General features: G+C 67.4%; 18 protein-coding genes. 14 read left to right on the forward strand and 4 right to left on the reverse strand.

Annotated elements, in window-relative coordinates; translation table 11 throughout:
• Positions 1–189 precede the first annotated feature (189 nt).
• From ACZYZ3_RS11930 to ACZYZ3_RS11955, 6 genes are all read left to right on the forward strand, one after another.
• Positions 190–1,824 carry an ABC transporter substrate-binding protein gene (locus tag ACZYZ3_RS11930; RefSeq protein ID WP_463964029.1) on the forward strand — a complete coding sequence of 545 codons (1,635 nt, stop codon included), beginning with the start codon at positions 190–192 and terminating at the stop codon, positions 1,822–1,824.
• 130 nt (positions 1,825–1,954) lie between these two features.
• Positions 1,955–3,046: an ABC transporter permease gene (locus tag ACZYZ3_RS11935; protein ID WP_463964030.1), complete on the forward strand. Its 1,092-nt coding sequence runs from the start codon at positions 1,955–1,957 to the stop codon at positions 3,044–3,046.
• A 1-nt stretch (position 3,047) separates the two neighbouring features.
• Positions 3,048–4,073 (forward strand): ABC transporter permease, encoded by a 1,026-nt coding sequence (locus ACZYZ3_RS11940; RefSeq protein ID WP_463964031.1) that lies wholly within the window; start codon positions 3,048–3,050, stop codon positions 4,071–4,073.
• On the forward strand, positions 4,070–5,779 hold the full coding sequence (locus tag ACZYZ3_RS11945; RefSeq protein ID WP_463964032.1) for an ABC transporter ATP-binding protein: 1,710 nt from the start codon (positions 4,070–4,072) through the stop codon (positions 5,777–5,779). The genes ACZYZ3_RS11940 and ACZYZ3_RS11945 overlap by 4 nt, the downstream gene beginning before the upstream one ends.
• Before the next feature lie 176 nt (positions 5,780–5,955).
• A complete protein-coding gene (locus ACZYZ3_RS11950; protein WP_463964033.1) occupies positions 5,956–6,438 on the forward strand; it encodes a chorismate mutase in 483 nt (160 codons plus the stop codon).
• A 2-nt stretch (positions 6,439–6,440) separates the two neighbouring features.
• Entirely contained in the window at positions 6,441–7,484 is a 1,044-nt protein-coding gene (locus tag ACZYZ3_RS11955) for a uroporphyrinogen decarboxylase/cobalamine-independent methonine synthase family protein (RefSeq protein WP_463964034.1), read from the forward strand.
• 31 nt (positions 7,485–7,515) lie between these two features.
• Here ACZYZ3_RS11955 and ACZYZ3_RS11960 read toward each other — a convergent pair whose 3' ends face one another.
• Entirely contained in the window at positions 7,516–8,229 is a 714-nt protein-coding gene (locus ACZYZ3_RS11960; RefSeq protein ID WP_463964035.1) for a DUF4166 domain-containing protein, read from the reverse strand.
• 185 nt (positions 8,230–8,414) lie between these two features.
• Here ACZYZ3_RS11960 and mtrA point away from each other — a divergent pair, with 185 nt between their 5' ends.
• The 7 genes from mtrA to secA all read left to right on the forward strand — a co-directional run bounded on the left by mtrA (position 8,415) and on the right by secA (position 18,997).
• Positions 8,415–9,089: an MtrAB system response regulator MtrA gene (gene mtrA / locus ACZYZ3_RS11965; RefSeq protein WP_226761460.1), complete on the forward strand. Its 675-nt coding sequence runs from the start codon at positions 8,415–8,417 to the stop codon at positions 9,087–9,089.
• A gap of 271 nt (positions 9,090–9,360) precedes the next feature.
• On the forward strand, positions 9,361–11,199 hold the full coding sequence (gene mtrB / locus ACZYZ3_RS11970) for an MtrAB system histidine kinase MtrB (protein WP_463964074.1): 1,839 nt from the start codon (positions 9,361–9,363) through the stop codon (positions 11,197–11,199).
• Positions 11,196–12,917, forward strand: a complete 1,722-nt coding sequence (locus ACZYZ3_RS11975) for an LpqB family beta-propeller domain-containing protein (RefSeq protein WP_463964036.1) — start codon at positions 11,196–11,198, stop codon at positions 12,915–12,917. The genes mtrB and ACZYZ3_RS11975 overlap by 4 nt, the downstream gene beginning before the upstream one ends.
• Positions 12,918–13,006: 89 nt before the next feature.
• Positions 13,007–14,008, forward strand: a complete 1,002-nt coding sequence (locus ACZYZ3_RS11980) for a ComF family protein (RefSeq protein WP_463964037.1) — start codon at positions 13,007–13,009, stop codon at positions 14,006–14,008.
• Between the two features lie 162 nt (positions 14,009–14,170).
• Positions 14,171–14,902, forward strand: coding sequence for a ribosome hibernation-promoting factor, HPF/YfiA family (hpf, locus tag ACZYZ3_RS11985; RefSeq protein WP_463964038.1), 732 nt, complete (start codon positions 14,171–14,173; stop codon positions 14,900–14,902).
• A gap of 32 nt (positions 14,903–14,934) precedes the next feature.
• A complete protein-coding gene (locus ACZYZ3_RS11990; RefSeq protein ID WP_463964039.1) occupies positions 14,935–16,191 on the forward strand; it encodes a winged helix-turn-helix domain-containing protein in 1,257 nt (418 codons plus the stop codon).
• Between the two features lie 70 nt (positions 16,192–16,261).
• On the forward strand, positions 16,262–18,997 hold the full coding sequence (gene secA / locus ACZYZ3_RS11995; protein WP_463964040.1) for a preprotein translocase subunit SecA: 2,736 nt from the start codon (positions 16,262–16,264) through the stop codon (positions 18,995–18,997).
• 156 nt (positions 18,998–19,153) lie between these two features.
• On the opposite strand, the gene ACZYZ3_RS12000 is transcribed toward secA, so the two are convergent.
• Positions 19,154–19,756 carry an Rv3235 family protein gene (locus ACZYZ3_RS12000; protein ID WP_463964041.1) on the reverse strand — a complete coding sequence of 201 codons (603 nt, stop codon included), beginning with the start codon at positions 19,754–19,756 and terminating at the stop codon, positions 19,154–19,156.
• 8 nt (positions 19,757–19,764) lie between these two features.
• Positions 19,765–20,580, reverse strand: coding sequence for a LysM peptidoglycan-binding domain-containing protein (locus tag ACZYZ3_RS12005; RefSeq protein ID WP_463964042.1), 816 nt, complete (start codon positions 20,578–20,580; stop codon positions 19,765–19,767).
• Positions 20,581–20,710: 130 nt separating this feature from the next.
• Here ACZYZ3_RS12005 and ACZYZ3_RS12010 point away from each other — a divergent pair, with 130 nt between their 5' ends.
• On the forward strand, positions 20,711–21,319 hold the full coding sequence (locus ACZYZ3_RS12010; protein WP_463964075.1) for a hypothetical protein: 609 nt from the start codon (positions 20,711–20,713) through the stop codon (positions 21,317–21,319).
• Positions 21,320–21,355: 36 nt separating this feature from the next.
• On the opposite strand, the gene ACZYZ3_RS12015 is transcribed toward ACZYZ3_RS12010, so the two are convergent.
• Complete coding sequence (locus ACZYZ3_RS12015; RefSeq protein WP_463964043.1) at positions 21,356–21,571, reverse strand: helix-turn-helix domain-containing protein; 216 nt, start codon at positions 21,569–21,571, stop codon at positions 21,356–21,358.
• Between the last annotated feature and the right edge of the window lie 127 nt (positions 21,572–21,698).

The raw sequence follows: 21,698 nt of genomic DNA on the forward strand, positions 1-21,698 counted from the left end.
GGGGATTCCTGCAGATAATGATGAGATCTGTGCGATCGTGTAAATTTTGTGTCTCATCTCACAAGATGTAACGATTCACCCGCGGGTCGTCTGGTTGAATCAGACCATCAGGACAGCGTTCTGCCCCGAGTCGTGACCAACAACCATTCCGGGCAACGCACTAGTACTCATCGAACAGAAAGTTCACAGATGGCAATGAACAAAAAAGCCCTGCAGAGCGCCATCGCGCTCGCCGGGGTATCCGCCTTCGCACTGACCGCCTGCACCGGCCCCTCCGGCGGCGGAGCGGCGACCGGCAGCGCGGCCGGCGGAGGCACCATTACTTACGGCACGACCGACAAGGTCGTCACCCTCGACCCGGCCGGCTCCTACGACGCCGGCTCCTTCATGGTGATGAACCAGATTTACCCGTTCCTGCTCAACTCCAAGCCGGGCACCGCCGACTCCACTCCCGACATTGCCGAGTCTGCCTCCTTCACCAGCCCCACCGAGTACACCGTCAAGCTCAAGCCCGGCCTGAAGTTCGCCAACGGCCACGCGCTGACGTCCTCCGACGTGAAGTTCTCGATCGACCGTATCGTCAGCATCGCCGATGACAACGGCCCGGCATCCCTCCTGGGCAACCTCGACTCGGTCGCCGTCAAGGACGACACCACCGTGGTCTTCACGCTCAAGGCCGGCAACGACCAGGTCTTCCCGGGCGTCCTCGCCGCCAACGCAGGCCCGGTCATCGATGAAGAGGTCTTCCCGGCCGACAAGCTGATGACCGACGACGAAATCGTCAAGGGCAAGCCGTTCGCCGGTCCCTACACGATCGACAGCTACAAGAAGAACGAACTTGTCGGCCTCAAGGTCAACCCGGACTACCAGGGCCTGCTCGGCAAGCCGGCCAACGGCGGCGCCACCATCAAGTACTACGCCGATTCGAACAACCTCAAGCTGGATGTCCAGCAGGGCAACATCGACGTCGCCGGCCGCAGCCTGACGGCCACCGATGCCGCCGACCTGGAAAAGGATTCCAAGGTCAAGGTGCACAAGGGCCCGGGCGGCGAGCTGCGCTACATCGTCTTTAACTTCGACACCATGCCGTTCGGCGCCACGGCCGCCGACGCCGATCCCGCTAAGGCGCTTGCCGTCCGCCAGGCTATGGCCAACCTCGTCGACCGCGACGCGATCGCCAGCCAGGTCTACAAGGACACCTACCTGCCGGCCTACTCCGTCGTTCCCGACGGCTTCGTCGGTGCCATCCAGCCGCTCAAGGACATGTACGGCGACGGCAGCGGCAAGCCCAGCCTGGACAAGGCCAAGAAGGCCTTCCAAGAGGCAGGCGTCACCGCTCCGGTCACCATCAAGCTGCAGTACAACCCCGACCACTACGGCAAGTCCTCGGGCGACGAATACGCCATGATCAAGGAACAGCTCGAGAAGTCCGGCCTGTTCACGGTTGAACTGCAGTCCACCGAGTGGGTCACCTATAACAAGGACCGCACCAAGGACGTCTACCCGGTCTACCAGCTCGGCTGGTTCCCGGACTACTCCGACGCCGACAACTACCTCACGCCGTTCTTCGTCCCCGGCAACTTCCTGAAGAACCACTACGAAAACCCCGCCGTCACGGAGCTGATCAGCAAGCAGCTGACCACCGTTGACAAGACGGAGCGTGAAAAGGTCCTCGGCGAGGCCCAGACCGCCGTCGCCAAGGACCTGTCCACGCTGCCGCTGCTGCAGGGCGCCCAGCTGATGGTCGCCGGCAAGGACATCAAGGGCGTTGACCAGACCCTGGACGCTTCCTTCAAGACCCGCCTTGGTGTCATCTCCAAGTAGGTCACATTCCCCATCCGCTTCTGACCAGCCAAGGAGGCGGGGCGCCCACACGGCGCCCCGCCTCTGGTGCTGAGACAGGACAACCGATTCCGCAGCCCACAAGGCTCCCGGAACACACATTTAGGTACCAATGACAACACTTATCGAGGCACCGCCGACCGACGGCGAAGGCCTCCTGCCGATAAAGAAGAAGACGTCCGGTGGGGGACTGGGCCGCTACATCCTGATCAGGTTTTTCCTGATCTTCCCGACAATCCTGATCCTTGTCACCATGGTGTTCTTCCTGATGCGGACCACCGGTGATCCCATTACCGCAGCCCTGGGAGGCCGGCTTCCGCCGGAACAGCTCCAGGAGCGGATCACCGCCGCTGGCTACGACCGGCCCATCTTTGTGCAGTACTTCGAGTACCTGGCCCAGCTCCTGACCGGCAACTTCGGCACCACTCTGTCCGACAACCGCCCCGTCGCGGAGATGCTCGCCACCTACGGCGCAGCCACCCTGGAGCTGACCATCAACGCCCTGCTGGTGGCCCTGGTCGTGGGCATCCCGCTGGGCCTGATCGCCGCGCACCGGCGCGACAAGGGCCCGGACGCCTGGCTGCGCGTCTTCGCGATCCTCTGCTACGCCACTCCGGTTTTCTTCTCCGGGCTGCTCTTCAAGCTGACGTTCTCTGTCTGGCTGGGCTGGCTCCCGGTCGCCGGACGGGCCACGCCCGCGAACGAGCTTGCCCTGACCGCGCTCGAATCGCCGACCGGCATTTACTGGCTGGACGCCATCCGCAGCGGCAACATGGCCGCACTGGCTGACGTGATGGCACACGCCGTCCTGCCCGCACTGGCCCTTGGCCTGCTGACCGCCGGCATCTTCCTGCGCCTGGTCCGGACCAACGTGATCGGCACCCTGGGCAAGGACTACGTCGAGGCCGGCCGCTCACGCGGTGTCAGCGAATACCGCCTCGTCACCAAGCACGCCTACAAACCGGCCCTCATTCCCATCATCACCGTGATGGGCCTCCAGATCGCCGTGCTGCTGGGCGGTGCGGTCCTGACCGAATCCACCTTCGAATGGAAGGGCCTCGGCTACCAGCTCGTGACCTACCTGACAGCCCGCGACTTCGTGGCTGTCCAGGGCATCGTGATCCTCCTCGCAGTGATCGTGGCCGTGACCAACTTCTTCGTGGACATTCTCGCCGCGCTGATCGACCCCCGCGTGAGGTACTGATATGAGCACTACAGCCGTTACTGAACCCATCAAAGACCCGCGGGGACCGTGGTTCCGGCGACTGCCGGTCATATCGCACTTCAACAAGAGCGTAGGCCTGCAGCGGGGCATGCTGGTGGCGGGACTCGTCCTCTCAGCGGCCTTCCTGCTGACCGCGATTTTTGCGCCCCTGATCGCGCCCTTCGGCTTCTCCCAGATTTCCGACGCCGAGGGCGGCTTCCCGGCACAGCAAGCGCCCGGCGGAAAGCACCTGATGGGAACCACCGTTGGCGGCTACGACGTCTTCTCCCGCGTCGTCTGGGGGGCGCAGACCGCCGTCCTGGTGATTATTGTGGCCGTGATCATGTCGATCTTCATCGGCGTGATCCTTGGCCTGGTCAGCGGTTACATCGGCGGCTGGCTGGACCGGACCCTCGTGGTGATTGCCGACGCGATCTACGCCTTCCCGCCGCTGCTCGTGGCCATCGTCATGGCGATCGCCATCAGCGGCGGCAGGTCCAGCCTCTGGGGCGGCATCCTCGCGGCGGCGATTTCCATCACCGTTGTCTTCATCCCGCAGTACTTCCGCGTCATCCGGGCCGAGACCATCCGGCTGAAGGCGGAACCGTTCGTGGAATCGGCCAAGGTCGTGGGCGCCTCCGACATCCGGATCATGCGCCTCCACGTTTTCAAGAACGCCACCCGCACCCTGCCCCTGATCTTCACGCTCAACGCCTCCGAGGCCATCCTGACCCTCGCCGGCCTGGGCTTCCTCGGCTTCGGCATTGAGCCGACGTCGGCCGCCGAGTGGGGCTTCGACCTCAACAAGGCCCTGGCGGACACCACGTCCGGCATCTGGTGGACAGGGGTGTACCCGGGCCTGGCGATCGTCCTCACCGTCCTGGGCCTGACGCTGGTCGGCGAGAGCATCAACGACCTTAACGACCCCCGCCTGCGGGGCCGCAAGAAGGCGGTCTCCGGCAAGGGTGGCCCGGATTCCACCACCGGCGCCCAGGCTGCACTCGAAGCAGAAGCGAGAAGTTCATGACCATCAACATCGACCAGCACGGCACCGGCCCCGGTGCCGGTCCGGTTCTGGACATCGACCACCTCAAGGTCACGTTCGCCACGGACGCCGGCGACGTCTACGCCGTCAAGGATGTAAGTCTTGAGGTCAACCCCGGCGAGGTCGTGGCCATTGTGGGCGAATCGGGCTCCGGCAAGACCGTCACCGCGAAGACCATCCTGGGCTTGCTCCCCGAAACCGCCATCAGCTCCGGTGCGGTGCTGATCAACGGCAACAACGTGATCAGTGTCAGTGCGGCAAAGCTCCGGCAGATCCGCGGCCGGGACGTGGCCATGGTCTTCCAGGAGCCGTCCACGGCACTCAACCCCGTCTTCACCGTGGGCTGGCAGATCGCCGAAGGCATCCGCGCGCACGCCGGCCGCGGGGGAGCGGGCCGGGTCAGCGCCAAGGAAGCCAAGTCGCGCGCCATCGAGGCGCTCCGCAAGGTGGGCATCCCGGACCCGGAAACGCGGGTCAACTACTACCCGCACCAGTTTTCCGGCGGACAGAAACAACGCGTGGTCATCGCCGCCGCGCTGGCCCTGAACCCGGGGCTCATCGTCGCCGACGAGCCCACCACCGCCCTGGATGTCACTGTTCAGGCGGAAATCCTCGAGCTCCTCCGGGACCTCCGGGACCAGTACGGCACCTCGATCGTGCTCATCACCCACAACATGGGGGTGGTGGCGGACCTCGCCGACCGCGTCGTCGTGATGTACCAGGGCGACGTCGTGGAGGAGGCCTCCTCGCGGGTGCTCTTTGCCGAGCCGAAGCAGGACTACACCAGGAAGCTCCTGGCCGCGGTCCCGCACCTGGGCAGGAACTCCGCCTCTGAAGGCTTGACCCAGCGGGCGCACCAGGGCGGCAAGGTGCTCGTCGAGGCCAAGAACCTGACCATCGAGTACCCCGGCCGGCTGGGAACCCCCGCCTTCAAGGCGGTGGACGGGGTGAGCTTCACCCTGTCCGAGGGCGAGGTCTTCGGCCTCGTGGGGGAGTCCGGGTCCGGCAAGACAACAATCGGGCGGGCTATCGCGGGCCTGAACCGCACCACCGGCGGCAGCCTGAAGGTGCTGGGCTATGAAATGCTCGACCTGAAGGAGCGCACCTTCAAACCACTGCGCAAGGAGATCGGGTTCGTGTTCCAGGACCCGGCCGCGTCCTTCAATCCGCAGCTGACCATCGGGGACTGCATCGCCGAACCCCTGATCATCCACACCAAGCCGACCCCGGCCCAGGCCAGGCAACGGACCCGGGAGCTGCTGGAAGCCGTGCAGCTGCCGGCCGCCTACGCCGACCGGTTCCCGCATGAGCTCTCCGGCGGCCAGCGGCAGCGTGCCTCCCTGGCGCGGGCGCTGATCCTGAACCCGAAGCTGCTGATCGCCGACGAGCCCACATCGGCCCTGGACGTGTCGGTGCAGGCCGTGGTGCTGGAGCTGTTCAAGGACCTCCAGGCCGAGTTCGGATTTGCCGCCCTGTTCATCAGCCACGACCTCGCCGTGGTGGACATCCTCTCCCACTGGGTGGGCGTGCTCTACAAGGGAAAGATGGTGGAGCAGGGGCTCGGGAACCAGGTCATGGGCAATCCGCAGCACGCGTACACGAAGAAGCTGATCGCCTCCCTGCCGGTTCCGGATCCGGATGAGCAGGCCCGGCGCCGGGAGGAATTCCGCGCCGTGCTTCAAGGCTAGGCCGCACTGGCGGCAGCACCCGGGGACATGCCCACCGTTCGCTGCGAACGGTGGGCATGTCCCGTCGTGCGCCCACGGAAGCGGCGTCCGGCGGCGCGCAGGAAGCTCGTGTACCAGCCGTGCCGCCGGCACTTAACAGCAGAAGTGATTAGCGCCGGTGCCCCTAGACTGGGTCAATGACCGAGCAGAACCAGACTCATCCCGACGCCGATTCCTATGACCCCGGGGCCAGCTCGCTGGCCGGTCAGGTGGATCCCGGGGTGATGGCGGAGCTGCTGTCGATCCGCTCCAGCATCGACAACATCGATGCCACCCTCGTCTACCTTCTCGCGGAGCGCTTTAAGGCCACCCAGAAGGTCGGATTCCTCAAGGCAACCCACCAGCTTCCCGCCGGAGACCCCAGCCGGGAGGCGGCGCAGATCGCGCGGTTGCGGCGGCTCGCTGCGGAGGCCCACCTGGATCCGGCGTTCGCCGAGAAGTTCCTCAACTTCATCATCGGCGAGGTCATCCGGCACCACGAGGCCATTGCCGAGGACCACGAAGCCTCGCTGGCTGCCGGTACCCAGGCTGCCGGTACCCAGGCTTCGGATGCCGGACGCTCCGGGTCTGCCGGCCACGTCCCCGGGGCGGCCGGCCCGGCCGTCTCCGCCACCGCCTAGCCGTGGCCGCACCATTGGCCGCGGAGCCGGAACAGGTCACCGCCACCGCCCTGGGCACCTGGCCCGGCGAAGACCCGGTCGAGGCCGCGCGGATCATCCGCGGCGAGCTCGGCAGCCCACACCTGCCCTTCCTGGCCGAGCTCCCCGACCGGGGCGTCGGCTCCGACGCGCTCGGCCGGACAGCGTCCCTGCTGGTGGACTTGGCCGTGGACGTCCAGCCCTATGGCTGGCGGATCGTGGACCGGCCCGGGAAGGATTTCAAGCGGGCGCGTTCTGCCCTGTCCACGGACATCAACATCCTCGCCGATGTGATCGGCGCCGAGGACACCCCGGCGCAGGACATCAAGGTCCAGCTCCGCGGTCCGCTCAGCCTCGCCGCGGGCCTGCACCTGCACAACGGGGAACGTGCCCTCATCGACCACGGCGCCCGGCGGGACCTGGCGGCCTCCCTGGCGGCGGGTGCCGGCAGCTACCTCAGCCGGGTGGCTGTGGCGGCCCCCGGGGCGCGGATCACCGTGCAGATCGACGAGCCGGAGATCGCTTCGGTGCTGGCCGGCACTATTCCCACCTCCAGCGGCTACCGGAGCCTGCGCTCCGTGCCGGGCAGGGAGGCCACCGACGCCTGGCAGCTGGTCATCGATGCCCTCCGGGCGGCCGGTGCCGTCGAGGTTGTTGTCTCCGTCCCCGAAGTCGAGGCGCCCTTCGACCGGATCCTGGCCGCCGGGGCCGACGGGATTGCCGTGCCCCTCCGGGCGCTGACGTCCCGCCAATGGGAACAGCTCGCCGGCGCGGTGGAGGCGGGCAAACGGCTGTGGGCCGGTGCCCTGGACGTCTCCAACCCCGCCGTAGCGCTCCCCCGCGTGGCCGACGTCGTGGAAACCGTCTGGCGGCCGTGGCGCCAGCTGGGACTGCCGGCCTCGACCCTGGGCGCCCTGCGGGTGACGCCCTCGGAAGGGCTGGCCCGGTATTCGCCGTCGGCCGCGACGGCGGTGTTGACCAGGCTGACCCAGGTCGCCGACGGACTCAACCAGCTCGCGCTCGGATAGCGCCGGGACGCAGCGCCGGCACGGGGCACCGTCAGCTGCGGCCTTCCCAGCGGTCCGGCCTGGCGTGGTCCGGAAGGTAGCCCGGAGCCGCCACGCCGCCCGGATATGGTTCCAGCCGGTAGTCGAAATGCCCGGCGTAGACCAGGACCAGCCCGAGCTGCGGCTGGATCACCTTCACCTGGATCCGGTGCTTCCCGGCCGGCCCCTCCTCCGGCGCCCACCACTGCTCAGCGTAGGCCTTGGCATCAAAGGCGCCCGGCAGAGGAATCCGCAGCGGACCCAGGAACAGCCGTGATGCCTCCGAAACCCCGCGCAGCCGGCCCCCGGCAGTGACGCTGGGGAAAAGGTCCGTGACGAGCCGCCGGTACCGCCCGACGTAATCCACCAGCCCGTGCCGGCTGCCCGAATCATCGAAGCTCGTGGTGTCGTGGAACACGCGGGTGGTGCCCGGGAAAAAGATCTCGCGCCGGGCCGTGAGGCTGGAACGGCCGAACGGGTCCAGATGGGCGTGGTTCTCGATCCGGAACCGGATGCCCTCCCCGTATTCCGGGAAAAAGGACTCCTCGCCGGTGGCGAGACGCAGCAGCGGACGGAGCCACTTCTGCCGGCAGCCGACCACCTCAAACACGCCCTCGCCGACGCCGTAGCGGCCGGAGCCGGGAGTGAGCGAGAAATACTCCTGCAGCTCCGGTTGCAGCCGGGCATAGTCAGTGCCGAGGGCGCGCTGGTAGATCGGGGTGCTCACAGAATCCTCCTGGGGTTCCTGGCCGGTTGATGTGTTCCTGTCCACAGCATGCGGGACGGAGCGGGGTTTGTCACAGCCGGCAGGACGCCGCGCAGCAGCGTGGATGTGTGGCACGGGTGCCTGCGGCGCCATGCCGGGGCACCGCCGAATACGACAAAGCCATTTCAATAGGGGAATATATACATATGAAGGCACGCATTCTGGTAGTGGACGATGACGAGGCGCTGGCCGAGATGATCGGTATTGTGCTGCGCAATGACGGGTTCGAGCCCGTCTTCTGCGCTGACGGCGGGCAGGCGCTGGACGTTTTCCGCTCCGCCAAGCCGGACCTCGTGCTGCTCGACCTCATGCTCCCGGGCATTGACGGCATTGAAGTCTGCCGCCAGATCCGGGCCGAGTCCGACGTGCCGATCGTGATGCTTACCGCCAAGGCGGACACCTCGGACGTGGTCCGCGGACTTGAGTCCGGGGCCGACGACTACGTTCCGAAGCCCTTTAAGCCGGCCGAGCTGGTTGCCCGCGTCCGGGCCCGGCTCCGTCCCGGCGACCAGAAGGCACCGGAGACGCTGCGCATCGCGGACGTCACGATCGACGTCGCGGGACACCTGGTCAGCCGCGGCACCGAGCGCATCTCGCTGACGCCCCTGGAATTTGACCTGCTGGTCGCGCTGGCACGCAAGCCCTGGCAGGTCTTCACCCGGGAATTGCTCCTGGAACAGGTCTGGGGCTACCGGCACGCAGCCGACACCCGGCTGGTCAACGTCCACGTCCAGCGGCTGAGGTCCAAGATCGAACGCGACCCGGAAGCCCCCGAAGTTGTATTGACGGTCCGTGGTGTCGGCTACAAAGCAGGTTCCTGAACCGCGGGACGGCCGCCCCGGAGCCGGTCCGGTGAGCGCCCCGCTGGAACGGGGCGCTCCGGAGAACGCCGCCCGCACCTTTGTTGACCTCGGCGAACCGGGCGTGACGGCGCCCGCTTCCAGCGTCCCGGCGGCGGACCTGGCCCCCTCCGGGCCGGCCGACGTCGGACCCGGCACCACCGAATCCGGCACCACCGAATCTGGCACCACGGGACCCGCTGCAGCACCGGCCGCCCCTCGCCCTGCAGGCCTCGCCGCCGGCTGGCAGGTCATGCGCTTCCGCACCCGGCTCTGGGTGAAGCGCGCACGGATTGTGGGCGTGCGGGTGACGCGTCTGGTCAGCATCGGCGCAGCGCGCCTGCTTCCGGGCATCCGCTACCTGCTGCGCTCACTGCACCGCAAGTGGCGGCGGTCGCTGCAATTCCGAACCGTACTGACGACCCTCATGCTTGCGGTCGCGTCGTTCGCCGTCGTCGGGGCGTACCTGTCCAACCAGATCGCCAACAACCTCTTCCAGGAACGGCTCGTCCAGGCCGAATCGGAGACGCGCTACAACGTCAAGCAGATCCAGGACACGTTCGACGGCGCCCAGGTCACCGACCAGTCCAGCGTCATCACGCTCGTCTATGACACCCTGAACGCCGTCGAGGGCCGCGGCTCCGTGATCCAGCGGCGGTACGTCTTCGAGGCGATGCCCGAACAGACCAAACCGCGCAACCGCTGGGTCGAATCGCGGGCTTCGGACCAGCTCACCATCAGCGTTATTCCGCCGGAACTGCGCAAGGCCGTGCAGGATTCCGGGAAGGAGCAGTTCTGGGCCTCCACGGAGTTCCCGGTGGGCACCGAGGATCGCCCCGGAATTGCCGTCGGCAACAAGGTCACCTTCAATGGCACGGTCTACGAGCTGTACCTGATCTATGACCTCAATACGGCCCAGAAGACCCTCAACGAGATCCAGAACGTTCTCCTGGCCGGCGGCGCGGTGCTGGCGCTGCTCATCGGCGCGGTCGCCTGGTACGTGACCCGGAACGTCGTCAGCCCCGTCAGCCATGCCGCGCTCGTCTCCGAGAAGCTCGCCGCGGGCCAGCTGCAGGAACGCATGGTGGTCAAGGGCGAGGACGAGGTGGCCCGGCTCGGAGCTTCCTTCAACCACATGGCCGCCAGCCTCCAGGAGCAGATCACCCAGCTCGCCACGCTGTCCCAGATGCAGCAGCGGTTCGTTTCCGACGTCTCGCACGAACTGCGGACCCCGCTCACCACCGTGCGGATGGCCGCCGAAGTGCTCTACGACGCGCGCGGGGACTTCGACCCCATCAACAAGCGCTCCGCGGAGCTGCTCTACAACCAGGTGGAGCGTTTCCAGTCCCTGCTGGCCGACCTGCTGGAGATCTCCCGCTTCGATGCCGGGGTGGCCACGCTCGACGCTGAACCGGGAGACATCGTGCAGCTCGTTTCGCATGTGATGGAAGGCGTGGCCCCGGTGGCCGCCGAGTACGGCTCCGAGGTCACCCTCAACGCGCCCGCGGGCAGCATCATCGTGGACATGGATGACCGCCGAATCGACCGGATCCTGCGCAACCTCGTCCTGAATGCTTTGGAACACGGCGAGGGCCGTCCGGTGAATATTTCCGTGGCCGCCAACGACAATGCCGTGGCCGTGGCCGTCCGCGACCACGGCATCGGCATGACCCCCGCGGAAGCGGCCCGTGTGTTCGACCGGTTCTGGCGTGCCGACCCGGCCAGGGCGCGCACCACGGGAGGCAGCGGCCTCGGACTGTCCATCGCCGCCGAGGACACGAAACTTCACAACGGCTGGCTGCAGGCCTGGGGGAGGAAAGGCGGCGGCGCCAACTTCCGCCTCACCCTCGCGCTGCGCCAGGGCGAGACCATCGCGAAGTCCCCCCTCCAGCTGGAGCCGGTCGACGTCGGAGTCCAGGGTGCAGGCAGCGACCGGACCATGCTGCTGCTGGACCACTCGCCGCCGCCACGCACCGACGGCCGGAACGACGCCGCCCGCACGTCCGACGCCGGGACGCGGGATGGCCGCGCGGCCGGAAGCGGAGCCACGGTCCCCGGAACAGCCGGAACCGGAAGGAAGGACGGGTCATGAACGCTTCCATCCGGACAACCACCCGCGCGGCGGCCGCCCTGCTGGCAGTCCTGCTGTTCCTGCTGACCTCATGCGCCCAGATCCCCCGCTCGGGTCCGGTGGGAAAAAGCACTGACGAGAGCGCCGGGAACCCCAAGAATGCCCCCGTCTTCTTCCCGTCCGCGCCGCGTGAGGGCGCCGCGCCGGAAGCCGTCATCGAGGACTTCTACCTCGCCGGCAGCGGTTACGAGGACGACTACGCGGTGGCGCGCCAGTACCTGACCCAGGCATCGTCGGTCACCTGGAAGCCGGACCAGCGGGCGCTCGTCTTCCGTGCCGCACGCGTTGTGCCGACGGGCGTCGAAAACGTCTTCAACTATGAACTGGACGTTTCCTACTCCGTCGACGCGGACGGGGTGGCGACCCAGCTGCCGGAGGGCACCAAGGAGAACATCCCTGCCACCCTGACCCAGGTGGACGGTGAATGGCGGATTGCGGAACTCCCGGACGGCACGGCGATCCCGGAAGAGACGTTCAAGGTCATCTACGGCGCTTACCCGATCTATTTCTATGACCCGACCTTCACCTACGCGGTGCCGGATGTCCGGTGGTTCATCAAGAAGAAGACCGTCAAGGCCATGACCAGCGCGCTCCTCGGCGGTCCGGCCCCGTACCTCAAGGGTGCCGTCGTCAGCGCCTTCCCCTCCGGCATCAAGCTGGCCCGCGAGTCTGTCCCGGTCGTCTCCGGCGCCGCCCAGGTGGACCTCACGGCAAAGGACCTCGTGGAGGCGTCCAACGAGGACCGGCTGCGGATGCAGACCCAGCTTGCCCTGACCTTCCGTAGCCAGCCCGATGTCATCAACGTTGAGCTCCGGGCCAACCAGGACCTGGTGCGTGTCGAGGACAACGGTTCGGTTCTCCCGCCGATCCGGGACAAGTACGTTCCGGCCCGTCAGATCGCCGTCAGCGACAACGGCCTGGTCCGGTATGAGAACAACCGGATCTCGCCGCTTCCGGACATCCAGCCTGTCGCGGCACTGGCGCCGCGGGCCCCGGCGGAGTCACCCGTCTCGCAGGCCGCGGCCTTCCTCAACGCCGGCCGCGGCACGCTGTACTCCGTAGTGCCCGGGCAGCCCGCCAGGGCACTGACCACCCGCTCCACGCTGACCCGGCCCTCCTTTGATTGGTACGACTGGGTCTGGACGGCGGGGCCAGGGGCCAACGGCGCTACGGAAATCATCGCGCACCGGCCCGTCGGCGTGGCGGCGGGCTCAGGCGTCCCCGCGGTGACGCTGTCCCCGGCCTGGCTCGCCGGACGGTCCGTCAAGGAGCTCCGGGTCTCCCGCGAGGGCACGCGCGCCCTTGTCCTCACGGAGCAGAACGGCGAGACCAAGGTCCAGGTCGCGGGGGTGGTCCGTGCCGCGGACGGCACGCCCAAAGACCTCACCGTGCCAATAACCCTGCTGGCGACCAACGATCCGGACCAGGGTGTGTGGGTGGATGACAGCACAGTCGCCGTGATGAAGGGCTCCCCGGGCGAATCCGTCACCCCTGAACTGCTGTCGCTCACCGCGTCCCAGCCGCAGCAGCTTGCACCATGGCCGGGACTCACGGCGCTCAGCGCCGGGAACGGCCGGGAGGAGATCTACGCGCAGTCCACGGAAGGGATCTTCCAGCGGACCGGCAACGGCTGGTCGCCGCAGCTCAAGGGCCCGGTCGACCCGTCCTATCCGGGGTAGGGACCACAGGGTCTCCGGGAGGGACGACTTTTCCACATGGCGTGCCACGGCCCTGCCGCCATATGCCGGGCCGACGGAACCTAGTGTCTGTGGGGACTTTCAGAGGATTCCGCGGCGGCTGCCGGATCAGTGCCATCACTGACCCTGATCTGGCACCGGCGGCAACGGCCGCGGCGAGACACCGCGGGGACTACCGCCGGGCACTGGCGCGGCTGGTGGATGGGGCGGCGGGCGAGGTGCTGGCACTCGCGGCACCGGTCGACTGCGTCTGCTGCGGCGCTGAGGATCGGGCGCTTTGCGGGGGCTGCGAACGACAGGTCCGGCTGCTGATGCGCCGGCCGTTCCGGGCAGAGGCCCAGGCACCCGCCCTGATGGATGTGGACGGCTCCGTGCTCCTTCCAGTCGTGGCCGCCGGCGCGTACCGGGCAGAGCTGGCGCAGGCCGTCCTGTCCTTCAAGAGCCACGGCCAGGGACAGCTTGCGGAGGTGTTGTCGCAAGGACTGGCCAGGGCCATTCGGGCCGCTGCCGGGGAGGCCCCGGGGCTGCTGCTCGTGCCCGTGCCAACCAGCAGGGGTGCCTACCGGAAGCGGGGCTTCAGCCCGGTCCACGTGCTGCTGGGCAGGATGCGGCGGATCCGGGCCCCGGGAAGCGGGCCGGGCACCGGGTTCACGACCGTCCATGCGCTCCGGAAGGCCGGACTGCGGGCCGCTGCCGCGACGGCCGGGGGAGCGGCAGGGGAGGCTCTGCCCGGGCTGCGGTCCGGGGCGGCGCACCGCCTCCCGGGAGCCCGGGGAGCGCCCGGCGGACAGAAGGGGCTGGGCCGCGGGGACCGCGCACAGCGGGTGCGGGGATCCATGCGGGTCCGCCGGGGGCTGTTCGCTCCGGAGGTGAACGGCCGGCCGTGCATCATCGTCGACGACGTGCTCACCACCGGGGCCACATTGGCCGAGGCGGCCCGGGCGCTGCGGGCGGCCGGCGCCGTGGTGAGGGGCGCCGTGGTCGTCGCCGCGACACGCCCGCCCGGCACCCTCGACTTCGGCGCCTCGGACGGTGCAATGGCAGGGGAACCGCCATGTCAAGGAAAAAAATAAACCAAAAAAGGATGAATAAGAGGGGGCTATGAACTAACGTCGGAGATGGGTACCAAGAACAGATGTACCTGTCGATAGCGGCTCGGAAAGGGGCTCGACTGTCAGTCAGACCAGCCCCAGGAAGTGCCGCCGTCGTGTCACCGAAGTCATTTGGAGGGCACCATGGAGTTCATGATCAGCGGACGTAATTTGACGGTCTCCGACCGGTTCCGCGAGTACGCCGACGAGAAGATCTCGAAGATCGCGTCGCTGGGGGACAAGGTCCAGAGGGTGGACGCGAAGGTTTCCAAGGAGACCAAGGCCCGGCAGACCGACGAGATGCTCACGGTTGAGCTGACCGTCCTGGGACGGGGTCCCGTGATTCGTGCCGAAGCCAGCGCCGCGGACAAGTTTGCCGCGTTCGACCTCGCCTATAACAAGCTTCTTGAACGCCTGCGCCGGGCGAAGGACCGCAAAAAGGTCCACCACGGCAGGCATACCCCCAAGTCCGTCACCGAGGCGACGGCAACGCTCGCGCCGGCAAGCACCAGCGAGCCCATCTACGTCGAGGCGAGTTCCTGGCTGGAGCCCCAGGAAGCTCCGGCCGAGAAATCACCGTATGAGGTCGAGAACGATATCCCGGCCGGCGACTCGCCGGTGCTCATCCGCCGGAAGGTTTTCCCCGCCGCATCCCTGACGCTCGACGACGCGGTCGACAACATGGAACTCGTGGGTCACGACTTCTACCTCTTCGTGGACAAGGAGACCAAGGCGCCGTCGGTTGTGTACCGCCGGGATGGGTGGACATACGGAGTGATCTCCCTCGACCAGACCTGCGAGCCGGGTGAGGCGCCGGCTCCGCTGGAAGAGAAGATCCTTGCGTACCGTTCCGAGGATGAGCCGGCCAGCGCATAAGCTGGTGCTGACTATCCAACGAAGGGGCTGACGTGCAGGAATCGCTGAGCCTCCAGCAGGCCCGGCGGATCGCACTGGCAGCCCAGGGATTGGATAAGGTACGGCCCGCCGGACCCGTGACTGCACGGGCGGTGGGCCGTACCTTTGCCCGCCTCCAGCTGGTCCAGATCGACTCCGTCAACGTCCTGTCCCGGAGCCATTACCTGCCGTTCTTTTCCCGCCTGGGGAACTACGACCGCACCATCCTGGACCGGATGGCGGGGCGCCACCCGCGCCGCATGATGGAGTACTGGGCCCACGAGGCCAGCTTTATCCGTCCCGACCATTTCCAGGACCTGCGCCTGTGGCAGAGCCGCACATGGGTGGGGGCCCACTCCATGGATCCCGAGCTGCGGAGCGGCGTCGCGGCCCGGGTGCTTGGCGCGCTCGCCGCAGGCCGGCCGATGACCGCTGCCGAACTCACCGCCCGGCTGGGCCATGTGGAGGACCGGCAACAGGACAACTGGGGCTGGAACTGGAACGCCGTGAAGCGGGTGCTGGAGCACCTCTTCGAAGCGGGCCTGATCTCGGCAGCCTCCCGCACCGACTCCTTTGAACGCCGCTACACGCTCACCGCCAAGGTCCTGCCCGTACGGCCGGATCCCGACGCCGCCCCGGATGCCGGGCCGGACCCGGAGGCCGCGCTGGTCCGCCTGATCGACGCCGCCGCCCGGGCGCACGGGATCGGCACGCTGCGGTGCTTCGCCGATTACTTCCGGACGCCCATGCGTGCGTCCGCCACCGCCGTCGAACACCTCGCCGACGCCGGCAGGCTGGTCCCCGTCACCGTGTCCGGCTGGAACAAACCCGTCTACCGGCACATCGAGGCGAAACTCCCGCGCACGGCCACCGGCCGCGCGCTGCTGTGCCCCTTCGACTCGCTGGTCTTTGAGCGGCGGCGCCTGGAGGCCCTGTTCGGGTTCCACTACCGCATCGAGATCTACACCCCGGAGCCGAAACGCCGCTTCGGCTATTACGTGCTGCCGTTCCTGCTTCGCGAGCGGATCGTGGCCCGCATTGACCTCAAAGCCGACCGGACGAACGGCCTCCTCCTGGCGAGGGCCGCCCACGCGGAGCCCGGAGCTCCCGCCGACACCGCCGTCGAACTCGCCGCGGAACTGCAGCTCATGGCAGAGTGGTTGGAACTGGACAGGGTCGTTGTCTCCCCCAAAGGAGACCTGGCTCCGGCGCTCGCGGACGCCGTGTCCGGGGCAGGAAGCAGTGTATCCGCTCAGAGGGAACAGGCGTAACCGGCCCTGCGTCTCTCCCGTAGACTAAAAACGCCAGAATTCGGCAGCTTGAGACTGGGAGCAACTTCACGTGGCATCACTTATCGAAAAACTTCTCCGCACGGGTGACAAAAAAACCCTGAGGCAACTGCGGAACTATGCCGATTCCATTAATGCCCTTGAAAGTTCTTTCCAGACCTTCACCGACGCCGAACTGCGCGAGGAGACCGACCGTCTCCGCGCACGCCACGTCGACGGCGAGCAACTCGATGATCTCCTGCCTGAGGCGTTCGCCGCCGTCCGCGAAGCCTCCTCCCGCACCCTTGGCATGCGGCACTTCGACGTCCAGCTGATGGGCGGCGCCGCCCTGCACCTGGGCAATATCGCCGAAATGAAGACCGGTGAAGGAAAGACCCTCGTGGCGACCGCTCCGGCCTACCTCAACGCCCTCGCCGGCCAGGGTGTGCACGTGATCACCGTGAACGACTACCTGGCCGAATACCAGTCGGACCTCATGGGCCGTGTGTACCGGTTCCTCGGCCTGAGCAGCGGCTGCATCCTGTCCAACCAGGACCCCGCCCTGCGGCGAGAGCAGTACGCCGCGGATATCACCTACGGCACCAATAACGAATTCGGCTTCGACTACCTGCGCGACAACATGGCGTGGGACAAGTCCGAACTCGTCCAGCGCGGCCACCACTTCGCCATCGTCGATGAGGTGGACTCCATCCTCATCGATGAGGCACGGACCCCGCTCATCATCTCCGGCCCCGCCCAGGGCGACACGAACCGCTGGTACAGCGAGTTCGCCAAGGTCGTCACCCGGCTCAAGCCGGAGGAGGACTACGAGGTCGACGAAAAGAAGCGCACCGTCGGTGTGCTGGAAGCCGGCATCGAAAAGGTCGAGGACTACCTCGGCATCCACAACCTCTACGAGTCAGCCAACACCCCCCTGATCGGGTTCCTGAACAACGCCATCAAGGCCAAGGAACTCTTCAAGCGGGACAAGGACTACGTCATCCTCGACGGCGAGGTGCTGATCGTCGATGAGCACACCGGCCGTATCCTCGCGGGCCGGCGCTACAACGAAGGCATGCACCAGGCCATTGAGGCGAAGGAAGGCGTCGAGATCAAGGCCGAAAACCAGACGCTCGCCACGGTCACGCTGCAGAACTATTTCCGCATGTACGACAAGCTCGCCGGTATGACCGGTACCGCCGAGACCGAAGCCGCCGAGTTCATGAGCACCTACAAGCTCGGCGTCGTCGCGATTCCCACCAACCGCGACATGACGCGCATCGACCAGGCCGACCTCGTGTACAAGAACGAGGCCGTCAAGTTCGACGCCGTCGTCAAGGACATCGCCGAACGGCACGCCAAGGGCCAGCCGATCCTGGTCGGCACCACGAGCGTCGAAAAGAGCGAATACCTCTCCAGGCTGCTGGCCAAGGAAGGCGTCCGGCACGAGGTCCTGAACGCGAAGAACCACGCCCGTGAGGCCGCGATTGTGGCCCAGGCCGGCCGCAAGGACGCCGTGACCGTGGCGACCAACATGGCGGGCCGCGGTACCGACATCATGCTCGGCGGCAACGCCGAGTTCACCGCCGTCGCCGAACTCGCCAAGCGCGGCCTGGACCCTGAGGAAAACTCCGAGGAATACGAAGCGGCCTGGCCCGCAGCCTTCGAAGCGGCCAAACAGTCGGTCAAGGACGAACACGAGGAGGTCCTCAGCTTCGGCGGGCTGTACGTGCTGGGCACCGAACGGCACGAATCCCGCCGGATCGACAACCAGCTGCGCGGCCGCTCCGGCCGCCAAGGCGACCCCGGTGAGTCCCGGTTCTACCTCTCACTCACCGACGACCTGATGCGCCTGTTCAACTCGGGCGCGGCTGAACGGCTGATGAACAGCTCGGTGCCCGACGACGTCGCGCTCGAATCCAAGCTTGTCTCGCGCGCCATCGCCTCGGCCCAGGGCCAGGTGGAAGGCCGCAATGCCGAACAGCGGAAGAACGTCCTGAAGTACGACGACGTCCTGAACCGCCAGCGCGAGGCCATCTACGGTGACCGACGCCGCATCCTTGAGGGCGATGACCTTCACGAGAAGGTCCAGTTTTTCCTGGAAGACACGATCAACTCGTCCATCGAGGAAGCCACCGCGGAGGGCACCGGCGACGACTGGGACTTCAACCTGCTGTGGTCCAACCTCAAAACCCTCTATCCCGTGAGCGTCACCCCGCGCGACCTCATCGACGAGGCCGGCGGAAAGTCGCGGATCACCGTGGACTTCCTCCGGGAGGAGATCCTCTCCGATGCGCGACTGGTCTATCAGGCACGCGAGGAAGCCATCGGCCAGGAGAGCATGCGCGAGCTTGAGCGCCGTGTTGTCCTGTCCGTGATCGGCCGCAAGTGGCAGGAGCACCTCTATGAGATGGACTACCTGAAGGAAGGCATCGGCCTGCGTGCGATGGCCCAGCGCGATCCCCTGGTGGAATACCAGCGCGAGGGCTTCATCATGTTCCAGTCCATGATGGAGGCCATTCGCGAGGAGAGCGTCGGCTTCCTGTTCAATCTCGAGGTCGAGGTGACCCCGGCCGAGGACGTCGTCGTGGCGGACGGGGCAGGCCAGCACACCGAACACCACGAGCCGCAGATCCGGGCTGCCGGGCTGGAAGCTCCCGAAAAGCCGGCCCAGCTGCAGTACACGGCACCCGGCGAGGACGGTTCGGCCCAGACCCGCGTCGAGGCCAAGGCCTCCGGCCGCTCCGGCAACCCGGCCAAGGCCGCGCAGGACTCACCGCGCCGCGCGAACAAGAAAAAGCGGCGCTGACCGGCTGCCGACCGGCCGCAGCAGCCAGCCCCAACGGCGCAGCAACGAAAGAGGACCGGAGCATGCTCCGGTCCTCTTTCGTTGCTGCTTCCTCCTCCTTTCCTCGGTTCCGTGAGTCTGCCCCCAGCGGTTTCCACGGACGACTTATCGCGGCTGTCAGCCGATTTCCAGCACGGTGACCCGCCAGGCAAGCCTGCTGCGCTCCAGCCTCAAGGCGACCGCCCGGACCCGCAGCTCCTCGACCACGACGGCACTGGCCTCATAGACGTCGGCGGAGACCCGGCAGGCCCGGACGGAGCGGACTGCGGGGTTGCGGTGCAGGCGTCCGGCGGTTGGTGACGCGCCGCACGCCACCCTCCGGGTCAGGGCGGCCCGGTGCTGCAGGGCCGCGAGGCAGCGTTCGTCGAGCCGCCGGGCGAGCTGCTGCGCCGGCCGGGTGCCCGCCAGCACCTCGATGGCGGCCTGCACCGTGCTGCGGGAGATCGCACAGATCTCGCGGTCCTCATCGGTCACGCGCAGCGGCGTTGCCGGAAGGCCGGGACTGGACGCGGGGGTGGCCGGGTCAGGGGTGGCAGGGTCGGCGCCCCCGGGCACCAGACGCAGCGGCGTGGCAGCGGATGCGGGGGCTTCCCCGGCGTCGCGGGGGCTGGGCTGGGCGCTCATCGTGCTTCCTTTGCGGTTGGCTGGCGGTTTGGACTGCCGTGCGGTCGTGGCGTTGCTGGCGGTTTCGGCGAAGCCGTTGAAGGCGTCCCGCGGCATCTGCGGATTCAGTGCCCGGGCGGCAGCTGGAGCACCTGGCCCGGCCGCAGGAGGCTGGGGTTCCCGCCGATAATGTCGCTGTTGGCCTGGTAGATCAGGGGCCAGTCCCGGGCGATGTCGACGTCGGATGCGAAGGGCCCCAGGCGGGCAGCGGACAGGCTCCACAGCGAATCCCCGGCGCGGACCGTCACCTCCGCGGCCAGGGCTCCGGGCTGCTGCTGGCGCAGCGGGTGTCCCGCCAGGGGGCCGGGTTCGACGGCCGGGCTGAGTGGGCGCCATTGTGGATGGGCGACGGCCGGAGGCGCCGGCTGCGGCGCCGGCCCGGGGGTTGCATTGGCGGCCGGCGGGGGAGTCCCGGGTGTGGCCGGGACTGTCGTCGGTGTCCACGCAGCGCATGCGGCCGGCGCGGCCCCCGGAGATCCAGGGCCAGCCGGCAGGGGAGAAGCGGTGGCCAGCGGTACGGTGACCAGCTGGAGTCCGACCGCGGCCAGGGCCAGACGACGCATGAAGACGGGGGTGAACTTTCCGGCAGCCGAGGCGGCGCGGGCGTCCCCGCAGCGGTCGAGGAGTGCTGCCGCGACGGCAATGGCAAAGGTCATGGCCCACCAGACGATGACGATCAGGCCGGCCGTGTTGGCCGCGAGGCCCAGTTGGTCCTCGAGCCCGAGGGGCTGCTGCCGGCCCGGGGATGACCGCCAGCGCTGGATGATGCTCCCGCCGTTGGCGGCAAGGAAAGCTCCGAGCAACAAGATGACGGCGGCCATGGCCGCGTCGGTGTGGAACACGCGGCGGCGCCGGGGTTGTCGGAAATCTGCTGCCCTCATGGTCTGACCGCCTCGCCTGTAGTGACCGGAAACTGATGTCGTTTGATGCAGTTTGATGCAATTGAACATAGTTTGATCCCGTGGGAGGCTATTTGTCCAGAGAAAATTCAAAAAGGCGTTGTTGACCCCCGTGGCCTGGCGCGCCTACGCTGACGCCATGCGCTGGGATGCCCTTTTTGACGACCTGGAGACACAGCTGGCCGCCAGCGAGCGGCTGGATCTCGACGCGGAAATCGCGGAGCGGACCCGGTCAGAGTCGGCTGCGGTGGAACTCGCGGACCGGCTGCGCGGCTCACTGGGGCTGCTGATCGTGGTCGAGCTTGCATCCGGATCGACGTTCCAGGGGACCCTATGCCATGCGGGGAGCCAGGCGCTCGTGCTGGATGAACCCACGCATCAGGTGCTGGTTCCCTATGCCTCGGCGGTTCGCTATCTCGGGCTCTCGCGGCTCGCCGTGCCCGAGCCGTCCAAGGTCCGGCAAAGACTGGGCCTGGCCAGCGCCCTGCGCGGGCTGGCACGGGACCGCACCGGCCTCGCTGTCCTGATCTCCGGCGGCTCAACGGGTGAAACGACGCTCCACGGGGTGATTGACCGGGTCGGTCGCGACTACCTTGACCTGGCGGTCACCGGCGAAGGCGAGGACCGGCGGGCGGCCAACGTCCGGCACTTGGCGACGATCCCTTTTGCCGCGCTGGCCGGCATCAGGTCGGCCAGGGCTGCGGGCTACGAGGCACGATGACTGGGCCGGGCCCGCAGCCCACGGGGGACGCCGGGCTCAGCGGGTCTTGGACTTGGCCTCTTCGATCATCCGGCTTGCCTCGGCGTACCGTTCCTCGATGTACTGCTCGAGCATCCTTTCCTCGACACGCCACTGGCCGCGGCCGCCCACCTGAATGGCCTTGAGCTGGCCGCTGCGCACAAGCGCGTAGGCGGCAGGGGCGTTGATCTGGAGCTGCTCTGCGACGTCGGCAAGGGTCAGGAATCGGGGCATGACTTCATTTTGCCACCAATGGATTCGTCTGGGCCCGATATCCACAGTTTGCACTTCTTTGTTCCGGCATCTTCCCGTCAGGGCGCGAAGGCGTAACAATGATGGGGCCCGGCCGGTGCCGGGCGGC

Source organism: Pseudarthrobacter linnaei (assembly GCF_055412825.1).